The organism is Exiguobacterium sp. KKT215, assembly GCF_055635335.1.
This window is the reverse complement of record NZ_CM145756.1, coordinates 854201-871399: the sequence shown is the minus strand read 5'-3', so window position 1 is coordinate 871399 and position 17199 is coordinate 854201. Positions and strand designations below refer to the sequence as shown.

Below are 17199 nucleotides of genomic sequence, written 5' to 3'. Positions count from 1 at the left end.
CACACCTTACTGTTGTTCGAGTTCGTCCACGAAGCGCTTCAAGAGCGTGTGGACGTTGGCTTTTAAATCTGGGTCGCAGAGCGCATGGGCAATCGTCGCTTCGATGAAGCCGATCGGTTCCCCAACGTCATAGCGACGCCCGTCAAATTCATAGGCGAAGACGGTCTCCACCTCGTTCAAGCGGGCGATGGCGTCCGTCAGTTGGATCTCGCCGCCCGTCCCGATTTCTTGCGCCGACAACGCCTCGAAGACGTCCGGCGTCAAAATGTAGCGGCCGAGGATGGCGAGGTTCGATGGGGCTTCTCCGACGGCCGGTTTCTCAACGAACGTCCGGACCGGGATCAGCTTCCCTTCGACGGCAAGCGGGTCAATTATACCATATCGATTCGTCATTTCATACGGGACGCGCTGTACCCCGATAATCGAACGCTCATACTGCTCGTACTGGTCAATCAATTGCTTCGTCGCCGGCACGTCCGCCTCGATGATATCGTCCCCGAGCAGGACGGCGAACGGTTCGTCGCCGATGAACTTGCGGGCACACCAAATCGCGTGACCGAGCCCTTTCGGCTCTTGTTGCCGTATGTAGTGGATATTGGCGAGGTTCGATGAGTGGCGCACCGACTCGAGGAGTTCGGTCTTGCCTTTTGACTCAAGGTTCTGTTCGAGTTCGATGGCCCGGTCGAAATGGTCCTCGATGGCGCGCTTGTTCTTCCCGGTCACGATGATGATGTCCTCGATGCCGGAAGCGACGGCTTCTTCCACGATAAATTGGATCGTCGGTTTGTTGACGATCGGGAGCATCTCTTTCGGCATCGCTTTCGTCGCCGGCAAGAAGCGGGTGCCGAGCCCGGCGGCCGGGATGATGGCTTTCCGTACGCGTGTCATGGACGTCTCTCCTTTTTGTAGTCTGTATCTGATTATACCCAATTTTCAAGCGTTCACGCACTCAAAAAAACGGCCGTGACGCACGTCACGACCATTTCCGGTCTTCCATATACTTATACAGGAAGTAACCACCGACACCGAGCGCAATGAGAAGAAGGAGAAAACCGCTGACCATCATGACGAACGCCTCCTTTCACCTACACTACTCTATTCCCGGAATGAACGGTCGGCAAGCCCTCGTCTGCCATCCTTTCTCAAAACCATTTCTTGCCGTTCGCCTCGATAAAACGATATTCTTCTTGATAATGCGTGTGGTGCCCTTCATCCATCATCGTTTGGAAAGCGACGTCCCTTTCTGAGGCGTTTCGTTCGATTAACCGATAGAGCGCCTCAATCCGCAATAGCAGCATGTCCAACAACTCCGATGTCGAACCTTCCCAGCCGTACGCTTCTAAGAAGAGCGCGACTCGTCGTTTGTATCTCACATCATCGCGCTCCGCCTCATAGTGGACGACCTCTCCCGACTCGGCTTGATGACGCCGGCTGAGCGGAACGAACGTATAGAGCGCGTAGACGATATCCCAGGCACGTGGTCCAGGTGCCGCCAAATCAAAGTCGATGACCCCTTCCATTTTGCCGTCATGGAAAATCGTATTGTAGACGGCAAAGTCGTTGTGGCAAATCACGTCAAACGGTTCTGGCGTATCGTCGAGCGGTTGCCAGTCCGATGGCCATGCGACATCCGCCGTCGCGTCATGCAGCCGGCGCATCAGCCGAGCGGCATCCTGAATCGCCTCATCGGACCACATATAGGCTTTCAACGGATAATCAGCCGTCTCGCCTTCGAGGTACGTCAAGACCTCTCGGCCCTGTTCATCCACCCCGATAAATCGCGGCACGCCCGATATCCCCTTCGCCTCTAAGTGCTTTAACAAGCGATGGACATTCGCACTCCCCTCTTTCTGCGTCCGATAGACGTGATTCCCCTTTTTATAGACGATCGATACGTTCCCGCCGCTCAATCTTTCCTCTTGCTCATTTGATCGGTCCATCTAATCCCCCCTACTCTTCATCAGTCACGTTCAGTATACCGCAACAAGGGGTACCGATGACCATGAGCCTCGACACGGAGCGTTCGCGCCCCGTCCAAGCGGCACTGTAGATTCCCTGCAGAAAGCATCGCTGCCGCGCGGACAGGCGAATCTCGGAATATACATACACCCATTGTCGAATCCTGCAAGACGATAGATTGGCGCGCGACTGAATCAGACGGTGGGCGACTCCTTGGGGAGAGTGATGCAAGGATGACCCCGTAAAGCGCGCATGCGCTGCGGAGGCATCCGCATCACCCCAGGAAAGCGTCCCACCGTCTGATGAACGTCTGATCCACCAACAAAAAAAAACAGGCCCGCACGAGCGGACCTGAAACAATCAATTATTTTTTGAGGTTGTAGAACGACTTGATACCGTCGTATTTCGCTACATCGCCGAGCATGTCTTCGATGCGGAGAAGTTGGTTGTACTTCGCGATACGGTCTGTACGCGAGAGCGAACCAGTTTTGATTTGACCAGCGTTTGTCGCAACAGCGATGTCCGCGATCGTCGCATCTTCTGTTTCACCAGAACGGTGTGAGATAACAGCTGTGTAACCAGCTTTTTTAGCCATTTCGATCGCGTCGAATGTTTCTGTGAGCGTACCGATTTGGTTAACTTTGATGAGGATCGAGTTCGAGATTCCTTTTTCGATACCTTCAGCCAATTTCTCAGTGTTCGTTACGAAGAGGTCATCCCCAACGAGCTGAACTTTGTCACCGATTTTGTCAGTGAGCAATTTGAAGCCGTCCCAGTCGTTTTCGTCGCAACCGTCTTCGATTGAGATGATTGGGTACTTGCTTACGAGCTCAGCGTAGAAGTCTACGAGCTCAGCAGTTGTCATTGACTTGCCTTCGCCAGCGAGTTCGTACTTGCCAGTTGACTTGTCGTAGAACTCAGAAGACGCAACGTCCATTGCGAGGTAGATGTCTTCGCCAGCTTTGTAACCAGCTTTTTCGATCGCTTCAAGGATAACTGTGATCGCTTCTTCGTTAGACTTAAGGTTTGGTGCGAAACCACCTTCGTCACCGACAGCTGTGTTAAGACCCATACCAGAAAGAACTGATTTGAGGGCGTGGAATACTTCTGCACCCATGCGGAGCGCTTCGCGGAACGTTGGCGCGCCAACAGGCATGATCATGAACTCTTGGAAGTCAACGTTGTTGTCAGCGTGCGAACCACCGTTGATGATGTTCATCATTGGAGTTGGAAGCGTCTTCGCGTTGAATCCACCGAGGTACGTGTAAAGTGGAAGGCCGAGCTCGTCTGCTGCTGCGTGTGCTGCTGCCATAGAGACACCAAGGATTGCGTTTGCGCCGAGTTTACCTTTGTTTTTCGTACCGTCGAGCTCGATCATTTTCTTATCGAGTGCGTTTTGGTCGAATACATCGTAGCCGATGAGTTCTGGTGCGATTGTGTCGTTTACGTTAGCAACGGCTTTGAGTACGCCTTTACCAAGGTAACGTGACTTGTCGCCATCACGGAGTTCAACTGCTTCGTGCTCACCAGTTGATGCGCCTGATGGGACGAGGGCACGGCCGAAACCGCCGTCTTCTGTGAAGACTTCTACTTCGATTGTTGGGTTACCGCGTGAATCCAAAATCTCGCGTGCGTAAATTTCTGTAATCATTGACATGAAAATTCGCTCCTTTTTGTTTGGAAAGTTATTTGAGTTACTTCGTGACGATTGATGTGCCGGTCATTTCTGCCGGTTGCTCTCCACCGAGAAGGTGAAGGAGCGTCGGGGCGAGGTCGCACAAAGCGCCTTCTAGAACTGGTTTCAGTTCCACCCCTTCTTTCGTGACGATACATGGTACTGGTTCCGTCGTGTGGGCTGTCATCGGTGAGCCGTCCGGGTTCGTGACAAGGTCAGCGTTCCCGTGGTCCGCCGTGATGATCGCCGCGCCGCCTTTGGCAATGAGTGCGTCCACTACTTTACCGAGGCATTCGTCGACAACTTCGACAGCTTTCTTCGTCGGTTCGAGCATACCGGAATGGCCGACCATGTCCGGGTTCGCGTAGTTGATGATATACGCGTCATACGTGTCCGATTCGATGCGTTCGAGAAGACCTTCCGTGAGCTCGTATGCGCTCATTTCCGGCTTCAAGTCGTACGTCGCCACTTTTGGTGACGGTACGAGGAAACGATCTTCACCTTCGAACGGTGTTTCTTGTTGTCCGTTCAAGAAGAACGTGACGTGCGGGTATTTCTCAGTTTCCGCAGCGCGGAGCTGTTTGTACCCTTGCGCGGCGAGAGTCTCACCGAGCGTGTTTTTCAAATCTTCTGGTGGGAAGACGATATCCGTGTCGATTTCATCCGAGAATTTCGTCATCGAGACGAGCAAGATGTTCTCTGGATGTGCGCTCGAAAGTTCGAAGCCTTTGAAGCCGGTCTTCTCTTTGAACACTTTCGCAAGTTCGATCGCCCGGTCCGGACGGAAGTTGAAGAACATGATTGCGTCGTTGTCTTTAATCGTCGCAATCGGCTGACCGTCTTTTTCGATGACCGTCGGTAAGACGAATTCATCCGTCAAGCCGTCTGCATACGACTGTTTAAGAACGTCGACTGCATTCGTGCCGACTTCGCCTTTCGCGTTGACGAGCACGTCGTATACTTTCTCGACGCGTTCCCAACGGTTGTCGCGGTCCATGGCATAGTAACGTCCAGACACGCTAGCGACTTGACCGAGTCCGAGTTCAGCGAGCTTCGCTTCCGTCTGTTCGAGGAAGCCAGCGCCTGATTTCGGATCACAGTCACGGCCGTCCGTGAAAGCGTGAATGTAAACTTTTTCAATGCCGTGGAGTTTTGCGAACTCGACGATGGCGTACATGTGGTTGATGTGAGAGTGAATCCCACCGTCTGAGACGAGGCCCATGATGTGGAGGCTCGAATCATACTTTTTCACATGTCCGGCCAAGTGATTCATCGCTTGGCGGTCGAAGAGTGAACGGTCTTTGATGGCGTTGTTGACGCGTGAAAGTGACTGATAGACGACCCGGCCGGCACCGATGTTCAAGTGACCGACTTCCGAGTTCCCCATCTGACCTTCCGGAAGGCCGACGTACTCGCCTTTCGCGTTCAAGAGCGTATGTGGATACTGCTCCCAGAAGCGGTCGAAGTTCGGTTTGTTCGCCGCAGCGACCGCATTACCGAACGTCTCGTTCCGCATTCCAAAACCATCCAAGATGATGAGGGCGACTGGTCTTGCCATTTAAATCGCCTCCAACAACTTGAGGAACGAAGCAGCTTCAAGTGAAGCACCGCCGACGAGTGCGCCGTCGATGTCTTCTTGTGCCATATACTCCTTGATGTTCTCAGGTTTTACAGAACCGCCGTATTGGATGCGAACCGCAGCCGCCACGTCTTCACCGTAAAGACCTTTTACCACGTCACGAACATATTTGCATGAGCTTTGCGCATCTGCTTCGTCCGCTGATTTACCAGTGCCGATTGCCCAAACTGGCTCATACGCGATGACGAGTTGTTTGACTTGGTCAGCTGAGAGGTCCGCGAGGCCACCTTCGACTTGCGTCTTGATGACTTCTTCGAACTTGCCGCCTTCGCGCTCTTCCAATGTCTCACCGACACAAACGATTGGCGTAAGACCGTGTTCGAACGCTTTTTTCGTTTTGCTGTTGATGAATGCATCTGATTCGCCGAAGTATTCGCGACGCTCTGAGTGTCCAAGGATGACATATGTCACGCCGAGGTCAGCGACCATGGCCGGGCTGATTTCGCCTGTGTATGCCCCGCTGTCTTTGTCGTACATGTTTTGTGCACTGAGTTTCAAGTTCGATCCTTTAGCCGCTTCTACCATTGGGGCCAAGAATACTGCTGGTGCACCAATCGCCGCGTCAACTTTGTCCGTTGACGGGATATTGTTTTTAACTTCCTCTACGAAAGCGACGGCTTCCGAGAGTGTTTTGTTCATTTTCCAGTTACCTGCAATAATCGGTTTACGCATCGATAACCCTCCTCTGTTTTACTTGTCGTTCAACGCTTCGACGCCTGGAAGTTTCTTGCCTTCCATGAATTCGAGTGAAGCGCCGCCACCAGTCGAGATGTGGCTCATTTGGTCAGCAAGGCCGAACTTGGCTGCTGCCGCGGCTGAGTCACCACCACCGATGATTGAGTATGCGTCGCTGTCTGCGAGTGCTTGAGCGACACCTTTCGTTCCGTTAGCGTACTTATCGAGTTCGAATACGCCCATCGGTCCGTTCCAAACGACAAGTTTCGATTCGCGAATCGCTTCCGCGTAAATTTCGACTGTCTTCGGTCCGATATCAAGACCCATGTGATCCGCAGGGATCGAGTCGATATCGACTGGTCCGACGTATGTCTCTTCGCCGAATTCTTTCGCAATGACACAGTCGACCGGCATCAAGAACTTCACGCCTTTGTCTTCTGCTTTTTTCATGAATTGACGAGCGAGGTCGAGCTTGTCTTCTTCAAGGAGTGACGTTCCGACTTCGTGCCCGAGTGCTTTCGAGAACGTGTACGAGAGACCGCCACCGATGATGAGTGTGTCAACGATGTCAAGAAGGTGGTCGATGACCCCAATCTTGTCAGCAACTTTCGATCCGCCGATAATCGCCGTGAACGGACGGTCTGGATTCGAGAGTGCCTTGCCGAGGACTTCAAGTTCTTTCTCCATCAAGAAACCAGCAACCGCGTGGTCGACGTGGTGCGCGATGCCTTCTGTCGAAGCGTGGGCACGGTGAGCCGCACCGAACGCGTCGTTGACGAAGATATCAGCGAGTGCCGCGAAACCTTTCGCGAGTTCTGGATCGTTTTTCGTTTCACCAGGGTAGAAACGGACGTTCTCGAGAACGACGACGTCACCTTCACCAAGTTTTGAAACGGCTTCTTCTGCGACTGGACCGTACGCCTCTTCGACGAGGGGTACTTCTTTGCCGAGAAGTTCAGCGAGACGTGTAGCGACCGGTGCGAGTGAGAACTCGAGGTTCTTCTCGCCTTTTGGACGGCCGAGGTGGCTCGCCAAAATGACTTTCGCGCCGCCGTCGATCAAGTGCTTGATCGTTGGAAGTGCCGCTTGAATCCGCGTTTCATCTTGAATGACGCCATCTTTGAGTGGAACGTTGAAGTCAACGCGGCAAAAGACGCGTTTCCCTTTTACATCGATGTCACGAATAGACTGTTTGTTCATAACCTTCGCCTCCATATGTCGTGCGTGTCAATTTCATAAATAGAGCGGAGAACAATCTCTTGTTTCCGCTCCTATTTGATTCTATTTAGTTCACGAACTTACTTCGCGATTTCAGCGAAGTGCTTGAGTGTGCGAACCAATTGTGCAGTGTAAGACATTTCGTTGTCGTACCAAGAAACTGTCTTAACGAGTTGCTTGTCGCCAACTGTCATTACTTTAGTTTGTGTTGCATCGAAGAGTGAACCGTAAGTGATTCCGACGATGTCAGAAGATACGATTTCGTCTTCAGTGTAACCGTAAGACTCGTTCGCTGCTGCTTTCATTGCTGCGTTGATTTCGTCAACAGATACAGTTTTCTCAAGAACTGTTACGAGCTCTGTGAGTGAACCTGTAGCAACTGGTACACGTTGTGCCGCACCGTCAAGTTTACCTTGAAGTTCTGGGATAACGAGGCCGATTGCTTTAGCCGCACCAGTTGTGTTCGGTACGATGTTAGCTGCTGCCGCACGCGCACGACGGAAGTCGCCTTTCGGGTGTGGAGCGTCAAGCGTGTTTTGGTCGCCTGTGTAAGCGTGGATTGTTGTCATAAGACCTTCGATGATTCCGAACTGGTCTTGGAGAACTTTAGCCATTGGCGCCAAGCAGTTTGTCGTACATGAAGCACCAGAGATTACTGTCTCTGTACCATCGAGGATGTCGTGGTTTGTGTTATAAACGACAGTCTTCATATCACCTGTAGCTGGAGCCGAGATGACAACTTTTTTCGCGCCAGCTTTCAAGTGAAGCTCCGCTTTTTCTTTGTCTGTGAAGAATCCAGTACATTCGAGTACGATGTCAACACCGAGCTCGCCCCATGGAAGTTCTTCTGGGTTACGGTTAGCAAGTGTGATGACTTTCTCGCCGTTTACGAGGAAGTGATCGTCGTGTACTTCAACGTCTCCGTCGAAACGACCTTGAGTCGTGTCGTACTTGAGAAGGTGAGCAAGCATCTTCGTGTCAGTCAAGTCGTTGATTGCAACAACTTCGATTCCTTCGTTTTTGATGATCTCGCGGAATGCCAAACGACCAATACGTCCAAATCCGTTAATACCAACTTTTACTGCCATAGTTAATTTCCTCCTTAGGGTAGAAGCTATTTATTGAAGAGCCAACGGGGGTCAACTCTTTAATAACGAGTTAATAATTCTGTCGCCGCACCTTCGTCTGTGACGAGGATGATGTTCGGCGTGTGTTTCGCATATGCGGCGATCGCCTGTGCCTTCGACTTTCCTCCGGCGACAGCGATGACGGTGTCCATGTCGTCGAGCTCCTCCAATTGAATCCCGACCGTCTTGACCCGGTGCACGATTTCACCTTCCGCGTTGAAATAATATCCGAACGCTTCGGCGACGGCATCGTGCCGTTCGATCATCCGCAAATGCTCTGGTGACGCATGACGGCGTTTCGCCATCGTTTCCGCCTCACCAATTCCATGTACCACAATTCGCGCCGCTCTAATCATTTCCAGTACATTTTTAATGCTAGGTTCCTCCACCATCCGCTCGAACGTCTCTTGCGATACCTCGTCCGGAATGTGGAGTAAATGATAGTCGGCATGGGCCCGGTCGGCCATCCGAGAACAGACGGTGTTCGCCTGTAACTCGAGCGTTTCTCCGAGTCCGCCGCGTGCTGGCACGAAATGCATCGGCCGTTCTTTTTTATCGGGCGACATCATGGCCGCAACCGATGCCATCGTCGTCCCGCCTGTGACCGCGATGATATTGTCGTCCGGTGCCAGTCGCGCTTTCAGTTGCGTGACGGCGGCCCGACCGATATCTCGCTGGACCCAGAACGTCTCGTCGGAATCACCCGGTACGATGACGACTTGGCGAACGCCTAGTTTGCGCTCGAGTTCTCGTGCGACTTCCGAGATGCCTAGGATCTCTCCCATGACCTCGTGCAAGTCCCGGAGAACGTTTCGGCCCGATTCCGTAAGGGAAATACCTTGAGTAGCGACCATCAATAGACCTTGGTCTTTCAAGAAGTCGACTTCTCGTCTTAGGATTCGTTCCGTCAGCCCGAGGCTTGTGGCCAATGTCCTGCGGCCGATCGGCTGCATCAAACGGACATAATGTAAGATATCGTAACGATGTCGGAGCGTATCGAGCATGTCGGGAACGATTTGCTTCTGAACTTGAATCAGCTGCTGGATCATACTCATTCCCCCTCGACTTAAAGCATGGACAATTTTCGTCCCACTTTTATATTTGCGTCCCACCGCTACGACTTCATCTTATCAATCACCTTTCCGTCTTGCAACCCCTTCAAACGTTTTTTTTCGATGTAAGCGTATACTTAACAAAATCTTCAACTTTACTGTCATCGTATCGACCTTGACTAATGACACGCCCCTCGTGTAAGACGACAGGGATCTCAAACAAGTACTTCGCCTCAAGTTCTTCGTTGCCGGTGATGTCGATCTGCTCGAGCTCGAACGGATAGTCTTCCATGAGCCATTCGAGCATGACGAGTGCCTCCTCGCAGAGCGAACAGTTGGCGCGGCGGTATAACGTCAGGACCATGTCAGTCCCCTCCTTTCCATAGTTGTCGTTCCCGCTCCCGCGAGTTTCCAAAACCGAGCGCCTCCCGATAGTTCGCCACGGTCCGTCGTGTCACCGTATAGCCGAGCCGGTCCAGCTCGCGCATGAGTGCGGCATCGCTCAGCGGCGACGTCTCTTGTTGAATCAGTTCGGCGAGCGCCTTCTTCACCATGAACGGCGATTGCCCGTGCGTCGCCCGGACGAAAAAGTGACGCCACGCCATCACGCCGCCTTCGGTCGTCACGTACTTGCCTTGAATCGCCCGGCCGACGGTCGACTCGTGCTTGCCGATTTGTTCGGCGACTTCTTTTCGCGTCAACGGATGCAAGACGAGCTTCCCGTCCAACCAATCGCGTTGGCGTTCGGCGATGACGGCCCACACCGATTTAAGCGTCGCGTTCCGCATCTCGAGCGTCTCGTGCCACCATTTCGCCTCGCGATCGTCCCCGACCCGAGCCGCATCGAGCGTCGGGCTGAACCATGTCGTCACGAGCTCACCGTCACGACGGACGACTTCAAGTTCCGGGACGACGGGTTCGGTTCCTTCATATAATAATGGCGTCTTCGGGAGTGTCGCCACGATACGCGTCGCCCGTTCGTACTCAGCAACCGAGATGTCGAGTCGTCCCGGGATGTCATCAAGGTTCGCGTCGAGCGCCTCGAACACGTCCAAGACGAGTGGGTCGTCATGTTCAATCGCATGCCGATATTGGCAGTCGCGCTCATTCTTCGCCCCAATCCCTGTCGGTTCTAGAAACAAGAGCGCCTGGCGCGCCGCCTCAATGTCCGCCACATCGACCTCGAAACGATGGGCGAGCACGAAGTCGCTCTCCGGTAGCAGACCACGATGGTCGAGCGCGAGGACGAGCCGTTTCTGGAGCGCGCGCTGGGCCTCAGTCCCGCTCCCTTCCTCGATTTGCTCGAACAATCGCTCCTCGAACCCACTCGCCGTATCGGCTACCCATTCGACCGCACCGCTCCCCGTGGCGATGCATGGATTGCGTCGAGCCAACCGGCCGAGCTGAAAGGCGATCGCGGTCCGGTCCGCCTCGAGAATCGGCAGCCGCCGAACCATGTCCTGGGTCAGCTGTTGTGTTTGAAGTTGTTGCTGTTCTTGCCGTTGCATCGGTCACACCCCTCTCGCTTCTTATTGTAACGAACAGCGGGAAATCGCGCTCAAAAAAAAGTGAGCCGAACAGGATTGCTTTTTTAAAAAAACAAATGTATAATAAATCGTGTCAGAGAACATGCACCCGTAGCTCAGGGGATAGAGCACTGGTTTCCGGTGCCAGGTGTCGGGAGTTCGAATCTCTCCGGGTGTATCATAGCAAGAGGTCAGGCAACATATGCCTGGCCTCTTTTGTCGTTTTAGAATCGTCAAACCGTGGAATAGGTCAAAAACGATGACTATCGTTTGACCAACATTGACTATAGCGGTATGATATGTTTACAACCTACATAAAGGAGGCAGATTCAATGTTAATTCCAACAGTTATCGAACAAACAGGTCGCGGGGAACGCGCGTACGATATTTACTCACGCTTGCTCAAGGACCGCATCATCTTGCTCGGAAGTGCAATCGACGACAACGTCGCCAACTCGATTGTCGCCCAGCTTCTCTTCCTTGCAGCCGAGGACCCAGATAAGGACATCTCACTTTACATCAACAGCCCGGGTGGTTCGATCACTTCCGGAATGGCGATTTATGACACGATGAACTTCATCAAGCCGAACGTGTCGACGATTTGTATCGGAATGGCCGCATCGATGGGTGCCTTCTTGCTCCAAGCCGGTGAACAAGGCAAACGCTTCGCGCTTCCAAACGCGGAAATCATGATTCACCAACCGCTCGGCGGTACGCAAGGTCAAGCATCGGATATCAAAATCCATGCCGAGCGCATCATCAAGATGCGTGAGAAATTGAACCAAATCATGGCCGACAACACTGGCCAGCCGCTTGAAGTGATCGAGCGCGACACAGAGCGCGACTACTTCATGTCAGCTGAACAAGCGAAAGACTACGGTCTCATCGACAAAGTCATGACGCGTTAATGACGCAACCCCATTCTCCTCGGAGAATGGGGTTTTTGTTTACTCTTTGACCTCGACCCCGAATACATAGCGGCTATCGCCTTGCGGCCAATCCCCGCCCGTCTCGAATACATAAACGCCCGGTTCGTCAGGCACGACGGGTTCAGACCGTACGAGCTCCCCGTCGATGATTTGATGGAACGAGACGTTCGACGGCTCGGCATGGAACTCGACATCAATCTCGGCACCCGGTTCGACGGGCACGAGCTGCAAGTCGTCCGCTTCCGGCAACCCGTGGTCTTCACATACCGCCTCGCCCCCATTGGACCAGCAGAACGTCGACTGCTTCACTTCGGCCGTCACCGACCCGACCCGGACCGTCGGGAGCGGCGGTTTGATCGAGGACTCCGACTTCCAAAACGAGGTGGCCAACAACGCGCCGCCGACGAGAATCAACCCAACCACGACGATCCATAACCCTTTTCGTCTCAACCCGCTCATCTCCTTTGTTCTTGTATTCCCCGTTCCACGAAAAAACGACCCACTTCCGTGAGTCGTCCCGTTCATTTCGGGCGTCGGAGCCCTTTCATCATATAGCCGCCTTTAAAGTCAATCGGATCGAATGCGACGAGGAACGCCTTCGGCTCATACTCCTCGACCATCTGGCGCAAATCCTTCATCCGTGTCCGCGCTGCCAAGACATCGAGACGATAGCGGATGCCGTCACGTCCCTGCCCTTGGTAGTGCGTCACCCCGTAGCCGCTGTCGCGCATCTTCTGGATGAGCTCGGCCGGGAACTCTTGTGTGTGGACTTGAATCATATTGTAGCCGATCGCAAGTTTCCGCTCGACGTAACCGCCGACGAGAATCCCAAGTCCGAAGCCGACCGCATAGACGATCATCCCGAGCGTCGTCAAATCTTGGAACACGATGCCGAGCGCGAAGATATAGATAAGCGTCTCAAGCGTACCGAACAGCCCCGCAATCATCGTTTTTCCTTTGACGAGCATGATGGTACGAAGCGTCAGCACCGGTACATAGACGAGTTGTAATACTAGGATGAGCAAGATTTGCCCCATTGGAACGACCTCCATTCGAATTCAATACAACCACTATTTCAAATTTCAGGGCCGGATGCAACCAAAAAAGGCTGACCGGAGTCAGCCTTTCGCAATTATTTGTCTAAGTTATCAACGCTCGTGAGCAGTTCATAGTCTTTACGGATGACCTGATAGATGGCATTCGTGTCGCCTGACAGTACTTCTTCCGCCCGCAATTGGTTGAGGAAGAGGCTTGTCGCGAACGTGACGAGGGCGCTTTTCGGGATCCCGATTTGTTTCGCACGCTCCGTGATGACCTGGTCTAAGTCAGCGTCAATCGTGAGCGAGATTCTTTTCTTTGCATTCGACATAATCATGAAGCTCCTTTAAGTTACATTTCTAAAGTCCTATACACAATTGCTAATTATATAGGAAGAATGGTTTTGGCGCAACCAACGTCACGATGAGCTGATTTCTTCACCGTTGCGCACCTTGTCCGCGATCTGATCGATTTTACGGAGCCGGTGGTTGATTCCTGACTTCGAGATCGGTCCCGTCTCGAGCATCTCGCCGAGTTCTTGGAGCGAGACGTCTTGATGGGTGACCCGTAGCTCGGCAATTTCCCGGAGTTTGACCGGCAAGATTTCGAGTCCGACCGTGCGCTCGAGGAACTTGATGTTCTCGACTTGGCGGAGTGCCGCCCCGACGGTCTTGTTCAAGTTCGCCGTCTCACAGTTGACGAGCCGGTTGACGGAGTTGCGCATGTCCTTGATGATGCGCGCGTCCTCGAAGTCGAGCATGCCGCGCGTCGCCCCGACAAGTTTCAGAAAGTCCGAGATTTTCTCGCTCTCTTTAATGTAGAGAATATGCCCTTTCTTCCGCTCGAGCGTCTTCGCGTTCAAGCCGAAGCGGTTGGCGAGGTCCCGGAGCGCCTGGTTATGGTTCTCGTACAGGCTGTACACCTCGAGGTGATACGACGACGTCTTCGGATGGTTGATCGACCCGCCGGCAAGGAACGACCCGCGCAAATACGCTCGGGCGAGGTTCTCGTCGCGCGTCATATCCGAGTTGAGCGTCCGAATCATCTCGTAATTCTCCCCGAGAATCTCGAGGTCCTTCAACATCGTCTCGGCGCGCTGGGCGACCCGGACGATATAGACGTTGTTCTTCTTTAACCGCATTTTCTTCCGTACGAACAAATCAAGATGATGGTCGTACAGCCGTTTCATGAGGGAATAGATTCGGCGTGCGATGGCGGCGTTCTCGGTCGAGACGTCGAGCGTCATCCCCCGCCCTAAGGCGAGCGAGATGACCCCGTTCATCCGGACGAGCGCGGACAGTTCCGCTTTCGCCTCGGCATCGGTCACTTCGAGTTGCGTCAGTTCTTTTTTGACGTCAGAGGCAAAGCTCATGTCAGTCCCCTCCTTTCTGTTCAATCACAACTTATTTCAGCTCGAGCTCTTGGAACGAGCGTGGTTTCTTGATGCGCAGCACGCGCTGCATGACGAGGCCGGCGATGGCGTCCGAGTCGTGGCGGATGTAATCGCGATTATAGTCGACGATGTCACCGGCGAGCACATTCGTGCCATAGTTCCGAAGCTTCTTGCGATCGAAACGGACCTCTTCCGAGCCGTCCTCGAGGTAACGCTCTAAATAGATGTCCTCGATCGGCTCGTTATTGACGACGATCGTGTCGACCGTCGACTTGCCGAGATACGCCTCAATCGATTTCAAATGCTTCATCGCGTCGTACCCTTTCGTCTCGCCCGGTTGCGTCATGACGTTGCAAATATAGACGACCGGCTTCCCGGAGCGGACGATGGCGTCGCGCACTTCCGGAATCAACAGGTTCGGGATGATGCTCGTATATAAGCTCCCTGGTCCAAGCACAATCAAATCCGCGCCCTCGATCGCCTCGACGACACCGGCCGCCGGCTTGATGCCCTCTTCGAGCAAAAATAGGCGTTTGATCGGTTTTTCGACGAGCGGGATTTTCGATTCGCCTTTGACGATCGTCCCGTCCTCGAACTCGGCCGCGAGCGTCATGAGCGTCTCCGTCACCGGGAGCACCTTGCCCTGGGCGTTCAACAGCTGCGACAAGACGTCGACCGCCTTGACGAACGAGCCTTCACAGATGTGCGTCGCCGCCGTCAGCATGAGGTTGCCGAGCGAGTGGCCTTCGAGCCCAAAGCCGCTGTCGAACCGATATTGCAGAATCTTGTCCATGAGCGGCTCGACCTCGGACAAAGCGAGGATGACGTTCCGGATATCGCCCGGCGGTAACATGTGGAACTCGTCACGGAGGCGTCCCGAGCTGCCCCCGTCGTCCCCGACCGTGACGATGGCCGTTATATCGAGCGGATAGTGCTTCAAGCCCCGTACGAGCGTCGAGAGGCCCGTACCGCCACCGATGGCCACAACTTTCCTTTCGCGTCTCATCTTACTTCTCCTTCGTCGCATGCGCGAGGTCGCGATGGACGGTCTTGACGTTATAGCGCTCGGCGAAATGGGCCGACACTTTCTCGGCGAACGTGATCGAACGGTGCTTCCCGCCCGTACAGCCGAAGGCGACGACGACTTGCGTCTTCCCTTCGCGCTTGTACTGCGGCAACAGGAATTCGAGCATGTCGATCAATTTTTTATAGAACGCCCGCGCCTCGGGGTGCGACATGACGTAGTTCTGAACTTCTTCCGTCTGCCCAGTGAGCGGACGGAGTTCCGGGATATAGAACGGGTTCGTGATGAAGCGGACGTCGAACAACAGGTCGATGTCGAGCGGGACGCCGTGTTTGAACCCGAACGACATGAAGTTGACCGTGAACGGGATCCGTTCCTCGTTGAACTGGAGCAAGATGCGGTCTTTGAGCATCTGCGGCTTCAAGTCGCTCGTATCGTAGAGCGTATGGGCCCGGTCACGGAACCCTTCGAGCAACGAGCGCTCCATCCCGATGCCGACGAGCGGTGCGTCTTCCGGGGCGAGCGGATGCGACCGGCGCGTCTCCTTGTAGCGGCGCACGAGCACTTCGTCCCGTGTGTCGAGATACAACAAGTGCGGGTGCACGTTCTTCTGTTCCAAGTCGTCGATGACGATGAACAGGCTGTCGATGAAGTCGCGCGTCCGTGTGTCGATCGCGACGGCGATCTTCGGCCGGACCGAGCTGATGACATCGATCAATTGCGGCAAGAGCACCGGCGGCAAGTTATCGACGCAAAAATAGCCGAGATCCTCAAAGCTATTCATTGCGACCGATTTCCCGGCCCCGCTCATCCCGCTGATGATGATCAATTCTTCTAATCCTTTAAAGTCTTCCATGTCACTGACGCCCCCTTAAAATTGACAACCGAGCCGTGTGTGCAGCTCTCTTCTGTCCTTAGTATAACGAACGTCCGAAAAAAAGAGAAGGGATTGCGGTCGCCCGCAATCCCTTCTGCCTCATGTCACGCGTTTTGTTCGTGCAACGCCTCGAGGAGCCCCTCGATATAGTGTTGCGCGTTTTGAGCGGCAATCGATCCGTCGTTCGTCGCGGTGACGACTTGACGGAGCGTCTTGTCGCGTACGTCGCCGGCTGCGAAAATCCCTGGGATCTTCGTCTCCATCGCTTCGTTCGTGACGATATAGCCTTGCTCGTTCGTGATGCCGAGGTCTTTGACGAAACCAGTGATCGGGTTCATACCAATATAGATGAACACACCGTCGATTTCGTGGTCCGACTCGGTCCCATCGACCGTGCTGACGAGACGTGCCCCACCGACTTTACCATCGGCTTCCACGATCTCTTTGAGCGTGTGGTTCCAGATGAAGTCGATTTTCGGGTTGTCGAACGCCCGTTTTTGAAGAATCTTCTGCGCGCGAAGCTCGTCGCGACGGTGAACGATTGTCACCTTGTCAGCAAAACGTGTCAAGAACACGCCTTCCTCGACAGCTGAGTCGCCGCCGCCGATGACGAACAAGTTCTTCCCTTTGAAGAACGCCCCGTCACAGACCGCACAATACGATACACCGCGGCCGCCGAGCTCTTCTTCGCCCGGGACACCGATTTTCTTGTATTGTGCGCCAGAAGCGAGGATGATCGCCCGTGCTTTATAGTCACGGTTGTGCGCGTGGACGACTTTATATTCCGTCTCGTCCGAGATGCTTTGGACGTCGCCATAAGCGTACTCCGCCCCGAATGCTTTCGAGTGGTCGAACATTTTTTGAGACAAGTCTGGGCCGAGGATGCTGTCATAGCCCGGATAGTTTTCGATATCTTCCGTGTTCGCCATCTGTCCACCTGGGATACCGCGTTCGATCATAAGTGTCGATAAGTTGGCACGCGACGCGTAAAGTGCAGCCGTCATTCCGGCTGGGCCGGCCCCGATGATAATGACGTCATAGATTTTTTCTTCTGTCATAATGATTCC

General features: G+C 53.8%; 18 protein-coding genes and 1 tRNA gene. 2 read left to right on the top strand and 17 right to left on the bottom strand.

From position 1 onward, the window contains the following. Positions 1-6: 6 nt before the first annotated feature. The 10 genes from galU to ACZ2GZ_RS04565 all read right to left on the bottom strand — a co-directional run bounded on the left by galU (position 7) and on the right by ACZ2GZ_RS04565 (position 10853). On the bottom strand, positions 7-888 hold the full coding sequence (gene galU / locus ACZ2GZ_RS04610) for a UTP--glucose-1-phosphate uridylyltransferase GalU (protein ID WP_021065453.1): 882 nt from the start codon (positions 886-888) through the stop codon (positions 7-9). A gap of 254 nt (positions 889-1142) precedes the next feature. After that, on the bottom strand, positions 1143-1940 hold the full coding sequence (locus ACZ2GZ_RS04605) for an aminoglycoside phosphotransferase family protein (protein ID WP_131472335.1): 798 nt from the start codon (positions 1938-1940) through the stop codon (positions 1143-1145). Between the two features lie 383 nt (positions 1941-2323). Further along, positions 2324-3616 carry a phosphopyruvate hydratase gene (gene eno / locus ACZ2GZ_RS04600; RefSeq protein ID WP_021065450.1) on the bottom strand — a complete coding sequence of 431 codons (1293 nt, stop codon included), beginning with the start codon at positions 3614-3616 and terminating at the stop codon, positions 2324-2326. Positions 3617-3653: 37 nt separating this feature from the next. Beyond that, positions 3654-5192 carry a 2,3-bisphosphoglycerate-independent phosphoglycerate mutase gene (gene gpmI / locus ACZ2GZ_RS04595; protein ID WP_131472333.1) on the bottom strand — a complete coding sequence of 513 codons (1539 nt, stop codon included), beginning with the start codon at positions 5190-5192 and terminating at the stop codon, positions 3654-3656. Then, a complete protein-coding gene (tpiA, locus tag ACZ2GZ_RS04590) occupies positions 5193-5945 on the bottom strand; it encodes a triose-phosphate isomerase (RefSeq protein WP_021065448.1) in 753 nt (250 codons plus the stop codon). Between the two features lie 18 nt (positions 5946-5963). After that, positions 5964-7148, bottom strand: a complete 1185-nt coding sequence (locus tag ACZ2GZ_RS04585) for a phosphoglycerate kinase (RefSeq protein ID WP_131472331.1) — start codon at positions 7146-7148, stop codon at positions 5964-5966. 98 nt (positions 7149-7246) lie between these two features. Further along, the gene (gap, locus tag ACZ2GZ_RS04580; protein ID WP_021065446.1) at positions 7247-8254 is read right to left on the bottom strand and encodes a type I glyceraldehyde-3-phosphate dehydrogenase; all 1008 of its coding nucleotides are present in this window, start codon (positions 8252-8254) and stop codon (positions 7247-7249) included. A 59-nt stretch (positions 8255-8313) separates the two neighbouring features. Next, positions 8314-9342: a sugar-binding transcriptional regulator gene (locus tag ACZ2GZ_RS04575; protein ID WP_021065445.1), complete on the bottom strand. Its 1029-nt coding sequence runs from the start codon at positions 9340-9342 to the stop codon at positions 8314-8316. A 109-nt stretch (positions 9343-9451) separates the two neighbouring features. Then, complete coding sequence (locus ACZ2GZ_RS04570) at positions 9452-9709, bottom strand: glutaredoxin family protein (protein ID WP_021065444.1); 258 nt, start codon at positions 9707-9709, stop codon at positions 9452-9454. Position 9710: 1 nt separating this feature from the next. Then, positions 9711-10853, bottom strand: a complete 1143-nt coding sequence (locus ACZ2GZ_RS04565) for an RNA polymerase factor sigma-54 (RefSeq protein ID WP_029595057.1) — start codon at positions 10851-10853, stop codon at positions 9711-9713. A gap of 123 nt (positions 10854-10976) precedes the next feature. Between ACZ2GZ_RS04565 and ACZ2GZ_RS04560 the strand changes: the two genes are divergently transcribed. Next, a tRNA-Arg gene (locus ACZ2GZ_RS04560) sits at positions 10977-11049 on the top strand. Positions 11050-11203: 154 nt separating this feature from the next. Continuing rightward, positions 11204-11779, top strand: a complete 576-nt coding sequence (gene clpP, locus ACZ2GZ_RS04555; protein ID WP_021065442.1) for an ATP-dependent Clp endopeptidase proteolytic subunit ClpP — start codon at positions 11204-11206, stop codon at positions 11777-11779. A 39-nt stretch (positions 11780-11818) separates the two neighbouring features. Here the strand turns inward: clpP and ACZ2GZ_RS04550 are convergent, their stop codons facing one another. From ACZ2GZ_RS04550 to trxB, 7 genes are all read right to left on the bottom strand, one after another. After that, complete coding sequence (locus ACZ2GZ_RS04550; protein ID WP_029595056.1) at positions 11819-12259, bottom strand: hypothetical protein; 441 nt, start codon at positions 12257-12259, stop codon at positions 11819-11821. Between the two features lie 62 nt (positions 12260-12321). Further along, positions 12322-12837 (bottom strand): DUF2179 domain-containing protein, encoded by a 516-nt coding sequence (locus ACZ2GZ_RS04545; protein WP_021065440.1) that lies wholly within the window; start codon positions 12835-12837, stop codon positions 12322-12324. Between the two features lie 95 nt (positions 12838-12932). After that, positions 12933-13169: a hypothetical protein gene (locus ACZ2GZ_RS04540; protein WP_021065439.1), complete on the bottom strand. Its 237-nt coding sequence runs from the start codon at positions 13167-13169 to the stop codon at positions 12933-12935. A gap of 87 nt (positions 13170-13256) precedes the next feature. Further along, positions 13257-14210 carry a DNA-binding protein WhiA gene (gene whiA / locus ACZ2GZ_RS04535; protein WP_029595055.1) on the bottom strand — a complete coding sequence of 318 codons (954 nt, stop codon included), beginning with the start codon at positions 14208-14210 and terminating at the stop codon, positions 13257-13259. A 31-nt stretch (positions 14211-14241) separates the two neighbouring features. Next, a complete protein-coding gene (locus tag ACZ2GZ_RS04530) occupies positions 14242-15237 on the bottom strand; it encodes a gluconeogenesis factor YvcK family protein (RefSeq protein WP_029595054.1) in 996 nt (331 codons plus the stop codon). A 1-nt stretch (position 15238) separates the two neighbouring features. Continuing rightward, complete coding sequence (rapZ, locus tag ACZ2GZ_RS04525; RefSeq protein ID WP_029595053.1) at positions 15239-16111, bottom strand: RNase adapter RapZ; 873 nt, start codon at positions 16109-16111, stop codon at positions 15239-15241. 125 nt (positions 16112-16236) lie between these two features. Next, the gene (gene trxB / locus ACZ2GZ_RS04520; protein ID WP_029595052.1) at positions 16237-17190 is read right to left on the bottom strand and encodes a thioredoxin-disulfide reductase; all 954 of its coding nucleotides are present in this window, start codon (positions 17188-17190) and stop codon (positions 16237-16239) included. Positions 17191-17199 lie beyond the last annotated feature (9 nt).